General features: G+C 39.6%; 12 protein-coding genes. 6 read left to right on the top strand and 6 right to left on the bottom strand.

From position 1 onward, the window contains the following. Nucleotides 1-1,142: 1,142 nt before the first annotated feature. Nucleotides 1,143-2,153: a 1-acyl-sn-glycerol-3-phosphate acyltransferase gene (locus FZF08_RS25740; RefSeq protein ID WP_229216700.1), complete on the bottom strand. Its 1,011-nt coding sequence runs from the start codon at nt 2,151-2,153 to the stop codon at nt 1,143-1,145. Between the two features lie 207 nt (nt 2,154-2,360). Between FZF08_RS25740 and FZF08_RS25735 the strand changes: the two genes are divergently transcribed. From FZF08_RS25735 to FZF08_RS25725, 3 genes are read left to right on the top strand one after another with little or no spacing between them, the layout of a single operon-like run. Beyond that, the gene (locus FZF08_RS25735) at nt 2,361-3,446 is read left to right on the top strand and encodes a hypothetical protein (RefSeq protein ID WP_159475611.1); all 1,086 of its coding nucleotides are present in this window, start codon (nt 2,361-2,363) and stop codon (nt 3,444-3,446) included. Between the two features lie 19 nt (nt 3,447-3,465). Next, a complete protein-coding gene (locus tag FZF08_RS25730; protein ID WP_159475609.1) occupies nt 3,466-4,314 on the top strand; it encodes a TIGR01459 family HAD-type hydrolase in 849 nt (282 codons plus the stop codon). A gap of 48 nt (nt 4,315-4,362) precedes the next feature. After that, nucleotides 4,363-4,833 carry a Uma2 family endonuclease gene (locus tag FZF08_RS25725; protein WP_159475607.1) on the top strand — a complete coding sequence of 157 codons (471 nt, stop codon included), beginning with the start codon at nt 4,363-4,365 and terminating at the stop codon, nt 4,831-4,833. A 7-nt stretch (nt 4,834-4,840) separates the two neighbouring features. Here FZF08_RS25725 and FZF08_RS25720 read toward each other — a convergent pair whose 3' ends face one another. Both FZF08_RS25720 and FZF08_RS25715 read right to left on the bottom strand, forming a co-directional pair. Further along, complete coding sequence (locus FZF08_RS25720) at nt 4,841-5,539, bottom strand: N-acetylmuramoyl-L-alanine amidase (protein WP_159475604.1); 699 nt, start codon at nt 5,537-5,539, stop codon at nt 4,841-4,843. A gap of 8 nt (nt 5,540-5,547) precedes the next feature. Further along, entirely contained in the window at nt 5,548-6,546 is a 999-nt protein-coding gene (locus tag FZF08_RS25715) for an N-acetylmuramoyl-L-alanine amidase (RefSeq protein WP_159475601.1), read from the bottom strand. Nucleotides 6,547-6,795: 249 nt separating this feature from the next. Here FZF08_RS25715 and FZF08_RS25710 point away from each other — a divergent pair, with 249 nt between their 5' ends. Beyond that, nucleotides 6,796-8,337, top strand: coding sequence for a YifB family Mg chelatase-like AAA ATPase (locus FZF08_RS25710; protein WP_159475598.1), 1,542 nt, complete (start codon nt 6,796-6,798; stop codon nt 8,335-8,337). Nucleotides 8,338-8,380: 43 nt separating this feature from the next. Next, entirely contained in the window at nt 8,381-9,028 is a 648-nt protein-coding gene (locus FZF08_RS25705) for a Uma2 family endonuclease (RefSeq protein WP_159475595.1), read from the top strand. 5 nt (nt 9,029-9,033) lie between these two features. Here FZF08_RS25705 and FZF08_RS25700 read toward each other — a convergent pair whose 3' ends face one another. The 3 genes from FZF08_RS25700 to FZF08_RS25690 form a co-directional block, all read right to left on the bottom strand. Then, a complete protein-coding gene (locus FZF08_RS25700) occupies nt 9,034-9,816 on the bottom strand; it encodes a hypothetical protein (protein WP_159475592.1) in 783 nt (260 codons plus the stop codon). Nucleotides 9,817-10,003: 187 nt separating this feature from the next. After that, a complete protein-coding gene (locus FZF08_RS25695) occupies nt 10,004-10,831 on the bottom strand; it encodes an enoyl-ACP reductase (RefSeq protein ID WP_159475589.1) in 828 nt (275 codons plus the stop codon). A gap of 120 nt (nt 10,832-10,951) precedes the next feature. Next, a complete protein-coding gene (locus FZF08_RS25690) occupies nt 10,952-11,965 on the bottom strand; it encodes a carboxylesterase (protein WP_159475586.1) in 1,014 nt (337 codons plus the stop codon). A gap of 152 nt (nt 11,966-12,117) precedes the next feature. On the opposite strand from FZF08_RS25690, the gene FZF08_RS25685 reads away from it, so the two are divergent. Beyond that, on the top strand, nt 12,118-12,810 hold the full coding sequence (locus tag FZF08_RS25685; protein WP_159475583.1) for a response regulator transcription factor: 693 nt from the start codon (nt 12,118-12,120) through the stop codon (nt 12,808-12,810). The last annotated feature ends 35 nt before the right edge of the window (nt 12,811-12,845 follow it).

Genomic DNA, 12,845 nt, shown 5'->3' with positions numbered 1-12,845 from the left:
TACACGAATTTTCACAAATTTATTCGTGTACTATTCGTGCATTCGTGGCAAAGATAATTTTTTAAAGATATCTCTACCAATATCCGTTTCCCAACCCGCTCAATCAATGATGAGACTGAACACGGTCAAAAATTAACTAAAAGTTTTGCCACGAATACACGAATTTTCACAAATTTATTCGTGTATCATTCGTGGCAAAGATAATTTTTTAAAGATATCTCTACCAATATCCGTTTCCCAACCCGCTCAATCAATGATGAGATTGAAAAGGGTCAAAAATTAACTAAAAGTTTTGCCACGAATACACGAATTTTCACAAATTTATTCGTGTATCATTCGTGGCAAAGATAATTTTTTAAAGATATCTCTACCAATATCCGTTTCCCAACTCGCTCAATCAATGATGAGATTGAACAGGGTCAAAAATTAACTAAAAGTTTTGCCACGAATACACGAATTTTCACAGATTTATTCGTGTATCATTCGTGCATTCGTGGCAAAGATAATTTTTTAAAGATATCTCTACCAATATCCGTTTCCCAACCCGCTCAAGCAATGATGAGATTGAACAGGGTCAAAAATTAACTAAAAGTTCTGCCACGAATACACGAATTTTCACAAATTTATTCGTGTATCATTCGTGGCAAAGATAATTTTTTAAAGATATCTCTACCAATATCCGTTTCCCAACTCGCTCAATCAATGATGAGATTGAACAGGGTCAAAAATTAACTAAAAGTTTTGCCACGAATACACGAATTTTCACAAATTTATTCGTGTATCATTCGTGCATTCGTGGCAAAGATAATTTTTTAAAGATATCTCTACCAATATCCGTTTCCCAACCCGCTCAATCAATGATGAGATTGAACAGGGTCAAAAATTAGCCAAAAGTTTTGCCACGAATGCACGAATTTTCACAGATTTATTCGTGTACTATTCGTGCATTCGTGGCAAAGATAATTTTCGTTAAAAAGTTATTTCTACCGATATCTGTTTCCCAACCCGCTCAATCAATGATGAGATTGAACAGGGTCAAAAATTAGCCAAAAGTTTTGCCACGAATGCACGAATTTTCACAGATTTATTCGTGTACTATTCGTGCATTCGTGGCAAAGATAATTTTCGTTAAAAAGTTATTTCTACCGATATCTGTTTCCCAACCAAGCCAACATTGGAAGTGCCGCAAAAATTGCCAAAGCGACTTTAAAGCCAGCAAAAATCCCTACAATTCCGGCTATTAAAAGTACAATCACAGGATAGAGATATAATAATAATCCAAATAAAGCCGAATCATAAAAAACAGATCTTGCTGTGATTTTCGATACTTTTTTGTCAAAAGCATGATAAAGAGGTCGGTGAATAAGGCGACCAAACCATCCCAATCCTTGTAATAAAAAGTTACCTTTTGATGGAATAGAACTCGGTCCGAAAAAATTATTGAAAGCCATTTTACGCTCTTCCTTTGTTGCCGTTTCAGGAATTGTCAGAATTTCCTGATTCATTTTGAATTGAAGGATTTCATTAAATTCCCGAAGCCATTTTTCATAATCTTCCGGATCGGTTTTGATATCGGAATAATGAATTGCGTCTCCAAAACGGATAGCAGTCCGTTTCCCGGTACCTCTGTAATGTTCATAATTCATTCCAATTGGAATCACCTGCATTTCCTTCAAGTTACTTTCTCCAAACCACGCCTGATGCGCCATTCGTGCCGTTCCTTTTCCCAGTGGACGAAGTTTCCACTCATTCACACAAACGCCTTCTGAAAAGATTATTACAGTATTGCCTCCTTTCATCGCATCCAGACTCTCCCTTGTCGTCACGTCCAGACTTAAAACGGCCTGTCTTCCTTCCGAGCCTCTGAAAACCGGTATCAGATTTATTTGTCTTAACCAGAAAGCAACAGCAGGTTTTTTAAAAGCATCTCCGCGTGCCAGTGTAAAAATCGGCTGACGCATGGTTGCACCGATCACAAGCGCATCAAAAAATGAATCCGGATGATTGGAAGCCAATAGCAATGGCCCCTTATTTGGTACTTGATCGAAGTTAACAACAAACAACCGTCGAAGGAAAATAGGCAGCGCCAGACGGATCAAAAAGCGGGAAAAATAGAAAAAATACAAAATATTAAATGGTAAGTTTCGCTGCAAAATTAATGTTAAATTTTATGTTAAAGAAGTAATGCAGAATTTCAATTCCTCTTTCCACTGAAAATCAATATTTTAACATTTTTCAGTGTTTGCTACTCAAAGAGACAAGCATATATAGTATCAGTGAAGTTGTTAACTTTGTAACACTTTATCACTAAAAAGTACCCGATTCTGTCGGCTATTTAACTAAAAACAGTAATTAATTTCATGCGTATAAAAAACTATCCGGCCATTATAGAAAAAGCGTGGGCGGGATTTGATGATTCTATTTCCATTAAGTTGGTTGAAGATATAAGTGCCAAAGTTTCTACAAATCACGTTTTCAGGGTTACGCTGGACAACGATGATACCGTTATTGCCAAGCTTTCTTATTTTGGAAAATATGAACATTTCAAGGAGGACCACCGGATTATTCAGGCCGCTTCCAATAATTTGCTTTACCCTTTTGAAAATGTTCTGGCAAAATCACTGCTGAAAAATAATCAGGTTTATACCTATCGTTACCAGGAAGATTTTCTGGATACCTGGGTTGTTTTTTATAATCCGATCCGGGCAATGCAACGCATGCCCAAAAGACTGGACGAAGATCATATCCGGAAAATGGGCCGGGAAATGGCAAAATTCCACCTTGCATGCTTTCGAGTAGGAAAATCGCTCCCGAAATCTTCGAAAAAATTAAGAACCGATATTTACCATTTACTTGATATTCTGGATACAGAAGCAGGACAATACGAACATCGGATGCATATCGATTTTCTCAAAGATCAGTGTGAAACTTTTTTGAAGAATATCAATAAACTAGGTGTTATTAATTTTGATATGATGCCTGTTTTCGTAGACTGGAATATTGGAAATTTCTCAGTTACGGACGAACAGCATTTATTTTCACGGTGGGACTATGACTGGTTCCGGGTTTCTTCGAGGATTCTTGATTTTTACTTTTTCAGCAGAGTTGTTTCTAACGTTGGCGATCGTACCGTTTTCAGTTATCTTATCACGCCGCTAATGGAAGATCGCTTTATGATTTTCCTGGAAGAATACCATAAAGTATATCCGCTTTCAGAAAATGAAGTGCGGTTTATGAAAGAAGCTTATCGTTTTTTTATTCTGAATTATGTAATAAAATACGGAAAATACTTTTTTCATAGAACTTACTCAACCAAATTGCAGAGAGAAGCCTACGAGCTCTACTTTCCTTCGATTGACACTTTTGATCCTGAAAAAATCCTAAATCATCTGGGTATTAAATCAGAACCAAAAGAAAGTAAGAAAAAACAGAATTTAGATAAATAGTAAACCAGACACCAAATTCATGATTCTAGACAACTTCAAATCCGTGCTCTCGAAGTACGAAGTTATATTTTTCGATGCGTTTGGTGTACTTAAAACTTACAACGGTTTAATCCCCGGAATTGAAAATACATTCGCTTACCTGAAAGAAACCGGTAAAGATTTCTATGTTGTTACAAACGACGCATCCAGAAGTCCTGAGCAATTGGCTGAATCATACGTAAAACTGGGAATTAATGATGTCACGCCTGATAGAATTATTTCGTCGGGTATGCTTGCGCGGGAATATCTGGATCTAAAAGTAAGAAATGGGATCGTAGCCTATCTTGGAACAGAAAATTCTGCTCATTACATCGGCACGGCTGATATTAAAACGCTATCAATCAAGGAACTCGATTTAAGCGCCATCGACGACGTCAACGCGCTTGTTTTCTTAGATGATGAGGGATTTGACTGGAATACAGATCTGACAAAAACACTAAATTTGCTTCGTAAACGCAATATTCCGGTGATTGTAGCCAATACGGATAAAACCTATCCGGCTTCAAAAACCCGGCTTTCCATTGCCGTTGGTGCTTTGGCAAAAATGATCGAAGATACCATTGGAAGGCAGTTCATCCGTTTTGGGAAACCAGATCCTCAAATGTTTATTTTTGCGTATCAGCATATTAAAAATTATCCAAATGTGAGTAAAAGAGATATCCTCATGGTAGGAGATACTTTGCATACAGACATTTTGGGTGGAAATAAATTCGGGCTGGATACTGCGTTGGTATTAACGGGTAACACTCAGGCGATTGACGCAGAAGTCAGGATCAGAAGTACAGGAATTATCCCGACTTACATTTGTGTATCGGCGGTGGTTGAGTAGGAGATTTTAGGAAATAAATTTTCTATATTTGTTTAAAACAGAGACGCTATGGACTTACGAGCAGTTGAAATTACGGAAATTGAAACCCCTCTTGAAGAAACCATCTCTTTGAACCATTCCCGATTGACTTACCGGTTAAGCATTTTGCTGTCTGCCTATGATGATAAGTTCGATATCATGCCAGAACTCGAACTTGAATTATCCAACGGTCGCGCAAAGCCTGATATTTCAATTTTCCAAAATCTGGTTTTCAACTGGGAAGAGGATATAATTCGCTACACAGAACCACCGATCACAGCAATTGAAATACTTTCTCCGACACAAGCTTATGATGCTTTGACCGGAAAAATCAGGAAAATATACTTTCCAAGTGGTGTTAAATCCGCCTGGATTATCATGCCCTCTGTCAGGACCCTTCAACTATTTCTTCCTGACAATTCTGTTCAATATTTCACCGAAACCGATTTCAAAGACCCTGCTACCGATATAGGACTCAATTTAAAAATGCTATTCAAATAAGATCTTTTTATTTTTTAGACACCGGACTTCCTTTCAAATTAAGATCTTTCAATTTCTCCCGGATATCTCTCATAAAATCAATTCCCGGGTCTGTCTTGGTAGTTCTGTAATTGGAATCAACTTCTTTCCATAACGGATCCCCTACAAAATCGGTGTATTCATAATGGCCGATCACATATTCTATCGCCGGATATTTCTTTTTCAAATACCGTACAAGCTGCTCATTGGCCTTTAATTGCTCCTTTGTTAAAGGATCTTTATCCGAACCCACGTTCTCTACACCGATCGCGCAATAGTTTAATCCGATAACATGCCGGGCAAAAGCAGTATCCGGTAGAAGCCTGAATATAGTCCCATCGCGGTCGATTAGAAATTGTGACGAAACATTTAAATTACTCGCAGAAGCAATTCCCGCACGCGCTCCCGGTAGTAAAACCGGATTGAAAACATCAAAAGTCTCCTCAATAGAAGGCACAGCAGTCCAATGCAACACAATCATTTGTGGCTTGATATAAGGAGTTTTCTGTTTAATTGAATGCCTGTTGGCTAAATAATCAATAGATAGGCGCTTCCTTTCCGCATCAAAAATGATAGGTTTGTCAAGAATCCGGAAAGTGGCCTGAGACACCGATTTGTCGCTTAGCAGTAATAAAAACAACAACAAGATGCCGGGCAGAAATTTCGTAATCACCGAATTGCTATTCATAAATCTCTTCATTTTTTAACCGCAAATTTGACGTAAAACTCCCTCACACGTTTTTCTTCCTCTCTGGCTTCTTCTCTTTTATCCATCAGCCTTAACAACAACGCCCTGTTGGCGTGACAATCCGCTGCGACGTAGGAATCCGGAAAAGAACGTGCGGAACGGGTAAATAAATCGTAAGCCTGGCGAAGAGAAGTCGTATCGGTATTTTTCATTAGCGCCTGTCCATCCAGAAAATCCTGATGCCAGCGACGGGCGATATCATTCATGCGCGCAGCTTCTTCAAAAACTAGAAAAGGCGGAATAGTAACCAATGAATTTTTGGGAATTATTTTCGGAATTGGTTTGCTAAAAAAGGCTTCAAAGGCTTCCGTATATGCCGCAGCTTCTTTACGGTTGTAATCTTCCTGTTTCAATTTTTGCTCTTCTTCCGGATTTGAGAAAAATGCAGCTTCGGCTAAAACAGCCGGAATTCCATAGGTTACCCTTAAAACCTGAGCTCCGGCTTTTGGAAAAATACTAAAATCAGAAGCGACTGAAACCGGACTATTACCTTTAAAAAGACTTTTTGTAATAGTTGTAGCCAGTTCTTTTCCCAGCTCGACTCCTGCCAAATTTTCACTTGAATTGCCATGAAAATAAATAATAGGGAAGTCTACTTTCGAGTCCGCAGTAGCATTATGATGAATCGAAACGAAAAGATCGGCTTTGTTATCAACGGCTATTTTTGCGCGGCGCCATAAGGCAATGGTATCGTCTGTTGTTCTGGTCATGAAAACCGTGGCACCTTTTTCTTCCAGCATTTTTTGCAAAAGTTTGGCGACACGCAAATTGATCCATTCTTCACGTTCACCTCCCGGACCGACCCGGTAGCTATCCGTAAGTGCAGTTCCGCCGTGGCCTGCATCGACACAAATTATTTTGCCGGAAAGTACACTGGTTTTTTTTTGAGAAAAGACTTTTTCTTGTGCAAGCAGCAAAAGAGAGGCAACGAATAAATACTTTATCATGGGAATAGGAGTATGATTAAATTAAAAAAATCCTTTGTCAGGATTTTTTTTGATTGTTAAATTTAACGTTTATTCAACCATAACGACGTTTTCTGTTGTCTTTTTATCCGATTTTAATCAAATCAGGAATATCAACATTTCCGGTCCTGCTTATCTTTATCAGAATGGGTCAGGTTACGTAATTTCCTGTTAATTTTGGAAAGGTTTGTCTACTGACTTTCACACACTATCAAATTTTCAATCAATATTATGCTTGCAAAAACTTTCGGAAGTGCGGTTTATGGCGTGAATGCCAAGATGATTACCATTGAAGTTCAGGTTGGGCAGGGAATGCATTTTCACATTGTCGGGCTGGCAGATAGCGCGGTTAAAGAAAGTGAACATCGTGTTGAAGCTTCTTTGAAATATTTCAATTACAAAATGCCAAGGCAAAAAGTAGTTGTCAATTTGGCACCTGCTGATATCCGAAAAGAAGGATCTGCTTATGATCTTCCCATTGCGCTTTGCATTTTAGAGTCATCTGAACAAATTACTTCTGTTCAGAATCTGGAAGATTATGTGATCATGGGCGAGCTGTCGCTTGATGGCAAGCTACGACCGATAAAAGGTGTTTTACCCATCGCGATCGAAGTTAGAAAACAAGGTTTTAAAGGATTTATTTTACCTGCTGAAAACGCCAGGGAGGCAGCGATTGTCAATAATATTGACGTGATTCCCGTTGAAACGCTTCAAGATGCCATCGAATTTTTGGAAGGTAAGAGTTCTATTGAGCCGCTTATAGTAGATACAAGAGATTTATTTTTTACAACACAAAATGAATACGACGCTGATTTTGAACATGTTCAGGGTCAGGAAAATATCAAACGCGCTTTGGAAATTGCAGCTGCGGGCGGCCATAATGCCATTATGATCGGACCTCCCGGCGCTGGAAAAACGATGCTGGCGAAGCGTATTCCCAGTATTCTTCCTCCGCTAAGTTTGCCGGAAGCGTTGGAAACAACAAAAATCCATTCTGTTGCCGGTAAGTTGGGAACGCATATGGGACTGGTTTCCCGTCGGCCATACCGCGCGCCACATCATAGTATCAGCGATGCAGCTTTGGTTGGTGGCGGAAGTTTTCCTCAGCCCGGAGAAATTTCACTGGCACATAATGGAATACTGTTTCTGGATGAACTCCCGGAATTTAAAAGAACCGTATTGGAAGTAATGCGGCAGCCGTTGGAAGAAAGAAAAGTAAGTATTTCAAGGGCAAAAATGACAGTAGAATTTCCGGCAAATTTCATGTTGATCGCCAGTATGAATCCCTGTCCCTGCGGTTATTACAATCATCCGGACAAAGAATGTGTTTGCGGACCGGGTGTGGTACAAAAGTATCTGAATAAAATCAGTGGACCATTGTTAGACCGGATTGATCTGCACGTAGAAGTGACGCCTGTAACCTTCGATCAGATCGCATCAACCCGTAAATCAGAAAGCAGTGCGCAAATTCGTGAACGGGTTATTAAAGCACGTGACAGGCAGATCGAACGTTTTAAAGATACTAAGGAGATTTATTCCAACGCAATGATGCCTCCGGAAATGGTTAAGAAGATCTGTATCATTGAAACAGCCGGAACAGCGCTTTTACGCACGGCAATGGACAGGTTAGGATTATCGGCGCGCGCATACGACCGAATTTTAAAAGTGTCGAGAACGATAGCAGATCTGGCTGGAAGCGATGATATTCGGGTGGAACATTTGGCTGAGGCGATTCAGTATCGGAGTCTGGATCGGGAGAATTGGGCTGGTTGATGTGCTATTTTCTGAAAATTATTTTTATAGATAATCTGTAACCATGAATACTCGCCTCCTTGCAGACATTTTAAATCAGCCCGATGCCTATTACTTGATCGAAAAGGCAAACAACTTACTCAATCAGGAACGTGAGTGCAGATTGAAATTTTATGATGATGTTACTGAGCAGGGAAAGGTTGAGTTTATTAATGGAGAAGTTATTGTCCATTTTCCGGTTACTAAAAGATACAACGTTGCCAGCGGTCTACTTTACAGATTATTAAGTATTTATTCCGGAAAGAATAATTTAGGCTTTGTTGGCATTGAAAAAATAATGATTACCCTCACAAGAAATGATTATGAACCAGATATCTGTTTTTTCCGAAAAGAAAAATCTTTGACTTTCACAGAAGATCAAACCCTTTTTCCCGCTCCGGATCTTGTCATAGAAATTCTTTCAGATTCTACTGCCAAGCGTGACAGAGGTATAAAATTCAAAGATTATCAGGCGCACAAAATTGAAGAATACTGGATCATCGATCCGGAAAACCAGACTTTGGAGCAATATCATCTTAAAGGAAATAGCTACGATCTGGTTCTTAAATCTTCACAGGGACTTGTTACAAGTTTCGTTGTAGACGGTTTTCAAATTCCGATTTTATCGATTTTCGATGAAGTGGAGAATTTCAAGACGATTGTTGGGTTTTGATTAGCTCATAACTCATCCACACTAACCCCGCCCAATTCCTGAAAAAGCGTTTGCCAGTAATGCGTTACATGCGGATTATTTTCTTTGGAAGAAGCTGTGGCTTCGAAAGGAGAAACGATGGTAACCTGAGGCGAACCGATTGCGTATTGTTCCAATTTTTTTACGTCTGATTTTGCTTCGCCTTCAGCCTGTGCGTCGGAAACCGGAGGCTGTTTGTGGAAATCACGTCTGTCAGCACCTTTTACACTTTCTATCATATCGCTGAAATAATATACGCTAACCTGCGCGCCACTTTCTCCTGCTTTGGCAATAACCGGCAAACTGGCCCAGATATCGGTCGACTGATTTGACGCTCCGGTATTTTGCTGGTTTAATTTCAAAAGCAATTGTCTTAAAAAAATACTTTTTTCTCTTTGTAATGAAAGTTGAAATGCAGTTTCAATTGCCTCACGGTCGGTTGCATTCGCACCATCGTTAACCTCTTTTTCACTACGGATTGTCAGCGACAAGGCACGTGCCTGAGATGTATTTTCATGTATAAAATAAACTTCCAGCTTATCTCCTTTATTTTTCATGTTGGTTTCCACGATGTTAGTCAGCGTCTGGCGATATTTTTCGTTTACATAAGCTTTATTGACATTAACACTTTGCGTTTTATCCAGGAAAATCAGCGTATATACGGGCGCATCCGGAATGGCTGCTGCTTTTTCCTTTTCACTACCACAGGCGGCTAGCAGAAAAACAAGCACTGAAAGAACTGTATATTTTATTTTTGAAGATGAATTCATGAGAATCGGGGAATTTTTAAGAAAGTTCATAGCTCTGGATTTACGCAACGAAACTACTCAGTTCGTCATAACCATACAACGCCAAACGGGATGAACGGTTTAGTTATTTTATCAACACACAAAAATCCCTCCAGAACGGGATGTTTAGGAGGGATTTTACATTTTTATGAAAAAACAAATCCGAATTCTACTCCGCTTTGTTTTGATTCTGAATCATTTGAACTAATTCTTCTGAAATTCCCGTCGATGAATAACCACCATCATGGAAAAGATTTTGCATCGTTACCATACGCGTCAGGTCAGAGAACATGGAGATAGTATAGTTTGCACAATCATCAGCCGTAGCATTTCCAAGCGGGCTCATTTTTTCTGCAAATTCATAAAATGCATCAAATCCACCAATTCCAGAACCAGCTGTTGTTCTTGTAGGCGACTGAGAAATTGTATTGACACGCACATTTTTTGCTTTTCCATAACGGTATCCGAAACTGCGTGCAATACTTTCCAACATCGCTTTGGCTTCGGCCATATCCGTGTAGAATGGATAGGTACGTTGTGCCGCGATGTATGACAAAGCAACCACAGAACCCCATTCGTTGATCGCATCCATTTTCTCAGCCACTTGTAAAAACTTGTGAAGAGAAAGCGATGATACATCAAGACTTTTCAGGTAATAATCGTAGTTAAGGTCGCCGTATGGTTTGCCTTTACGAATGTTTGCGCTCATACCGATCGAGTGCAAAACAAAATCTACTTTTCCGCCCAATACGTCCATCGACTGGGTATATAGCTTTTCAATATCTTCAACTGAAGTGGCATCCGCAGGAATAATTTGCGCATCACAAACTTTGGCCAATTCGTTGATTGCGCCCATACGCATAGCGATCGGTGCATTGGTCAATGTGAATATAGCTCCTTCTTCCTTTGCTTTTAGCGCAACTTTCCAGGCAATTGAATTTTCGTCCAACGCGCCGGATATTATTCCTCTTTTTCCTTTTAATAAACCGTATGCCATGATTTTCTTTATTGTTAATTACGAGTTAACGCCCTTTTTGGCCGACAAAAGTAACAAAATTTTGATTGCTTAAACCACATTCTTTTACAATCCTAAGCATCTGTTTATTTGATGACAAGGTTATTTCTGAGCGGTTTCTACTGGTTTTAGCCCAAGCTTTTCTTCCAGAAACTGTTCCGTGGCTTTGTAAACTCCCTCGACATCTTTCGAACGCAGATAAGATCCGATCACATGGTCGCCGCTGTTTGGAAATGCTTTTTCCACTTTCAGATTTGCCGGCGTACCTAATTTTGGAAACATATCCAGCATCGCCTTCACCGAAACGACCTTATCCTGCTCTTCTTCATTTTTGTAATAATAAGCCATAAAAACCGGCACTTTCACCTTTTCATACACTTCTGGCTTAGCCACCGCATCGATGGTTTCCTGCAATGCCAGCAAGCCATTGGTATGATAACTTTGCAGCCAGAAATTGGCTCTTTCAGGAATCGTATCCGCTGATTTTCTGCGCTCACCCATAATTCCGTGTAAAATTTGTTTTCCCCAAGGTCCGGTAATCAATTTTATGGCAGGCGAAGCAACGGCCATGCAAGGAGAATAAAGCACAATTCCCTTTAAATCTGGATTTGTTGAAGCCAGATATACCGTTAATAACCCTCCCGCAGAAGTTCCTATAACAATAACACTATCACCAATTGCTTTCCCGATCGCAAGAGCACGTTTCGCACCGGCGATAAAATTGTCGGGCGTAAGGTCATCAAAGGCATTGGAATCACTAATTCCGGCATCATGCATGCGCGCGAGGTAAAGGTTTGCCCCATAACGTTTGGCAAGATCCCGGTGAATTGGTTCACCTTCCGCCCAGCTGGCGCCAAAACCGTGTATATAAACGATACTATATTTTGTCTTTTCTTTTTTCAAACTATCTGCCCAGACAATGCGTGCCTGATTATCCCTTTTCATATCCTTAATTGACGCCTCAGATTTGTTAATTTCCTCTTCAAGTTCCGGCAGATTTTGTGTTACAACCGGGAGCTTAGGATCTGGTATTGTGGGAGTTACTTTCGGTCCGGCAAAATAAACAATGGCAAATACCGCAAACACGGCTACGATCCAGACAATAATTTTTAACATATATTATGATTTTTGAAGGTTTCTTTGCTCCGAAAGTTCGTTAGTTTTATGCTGCATTCCAATTGTAACCGAGCTGCAACATTTCATTCAGTAAAGCAGTATTTAATTAGCAAGCGGAAGTAGAATCATTTCTAATCATATAGCCAGGAAAAATGCCCAACCTCTTACTCGTTGAAGACGACACCAATTTAGGAGAATTACTCCAGGAATATCTTATCGACAAAGGATATCCGACCGATCTTGCTACGGATGGACAAAAAGGCTGGCAATGTTTTGTCGATAATCAATACGATCTCTGCATTTTTGACGTGATGATGCCTAAAAAAGACGGTTTTTCTTTGGCAAAAGAGGTAAGAATGACCGGCCGTGATGTCCCGATTATTTTCCTGACAGCCAAATCAATGAAGGAGGATACGATGCAGGGTTTCCGGTCGGGTGCGGATGACTATGTCACCAAACCTTTTGACAGAGAGGAACTTATTTTAAGAATTGAAGCCATTTTAAGAAGATACCGCAAACAATCCGATTTGCCGGAAGAAGAAAAAAGTACTGTTTTTCAAATTGGGAATTACACTTTTGACTACAATCACCACCAGTTAGTTCTTGACGAAAAAGGAACGCGACTTACCAGTAAAGAGTCGGAATTACTCAAACTTTTCTGTGAAAATCTCAATCAACCCATCAGTCGTAGTTTTGCTTTGAAGACCATTTGGGGCGATGATTCCTATTTTAATGCCAGAAGTATGGATGTGTATATTACCAAACTGCGTAAACATTTCAAAGAAGATGCTTCGATTCAGATCATGAATTTGCATGGCGAAGGTTTTAAATTGATGGTAGGGTAAATCAGAAAATTTATCCCTGTGAAACTCAAATTATT

The sequence above is a fragment of the Dyadobacter sp. 3J3 genome, from assembly GCF_009801115.1.
GTDB lineage: Bacteria > Bacteroidota > Bacteroidia > Cytophagales > Spirosomataceae > Dyadobacter.
Note: the sequence above shows the minus strand (reverse complement) of the source record. Positions and strands in the feature narration are given on the sequence as shown.

What these genes read in the sequence shown, in the direction of transcription:
- FZF08_RS25695 (WP_159475589.1), bottom strand. Translation starts at nt 10,831, where the DNA reads ATGGCATACGGTTTATTAAAAGGAAAAAGAGGAATAATATCCGGCGCG.
- FZF08_RS25730 (WP_159475609.1), top strand. Translation starts at nt 3,466, where the DNA reads ATGATTCTAGACAACTTCAAATCCGTGCTCTCGAAGTACGAAGTTATA.
- FZF08_RS25725 (WP_159475607.1), top strand. Translation starts at nt 4,363, where the DNA reads ATGGACTTACGAGCAGTTGAAATTACGGAAATTGAAACCCCTCTTGAA.
- FZF08_RS25705 (WP_159475595.1), top strand. Translation starts at nt 8,381, where the DNA reads ATGAATACTCGCCTCCTTGCAGACATTTTAAATCAGCCCGATGCCTAT.
- FZF08_RS25710 (WP_159475598.1), top strand. Translation starts at nt 6,796, where the DNA reads ATGCTTGCAAAAACTTTCGGAAGTGCGGTTTATGGCGTGAATGCCAAG.
- FZF08_RS25690 (WP_159475586.1), bottom strand. Translation starts at nt 11,965, where the DNA reads ATGTTAAAAATTATTGTCTGGATCGTAGCCGTGTTTGCGGTATTTGCC.
- FZF08_RS25685 (WP_159475583.1), top strand. Translation starts at nt 12,118, where the DNA reads ATGCCCAACCTCTTACTCGTTGAAGACGACACCAATTTAGGAGAATTA.
- FZF08_RS25715 (WP_159475601.1), bottom strand. Translation starts at nt 6,546, where the DNA reads ATGATAAAGTATTTATTCGTTGCCTCTCTTTTGCTGCTTGCACAAGAA.
- FZF08_RS25700 (WP_159475592.1), bottom strand. Translation starts at nt 9,816, where the DNA reads ATGAATTCATCTTCAAAAATAAAATATACAGTTCTTTCAGTGCTTGTT.
- FZF08_RS25735 (WP_159475611.1), top strand. Translation starts at nt 2,361, where the DNA reads ATGCGTATAAAAAACTATCCGGCCATTATAGAAAAAGCGTGGGCGGGA.
- FZF08_RS25720 (WP_159475604.1), bottom strand. Translation starts at nt 5,539, where the DNA reads ATGAATAGCAATTCGGTGATTACGAAATTTCTGCCCGGCATCTTGTTG.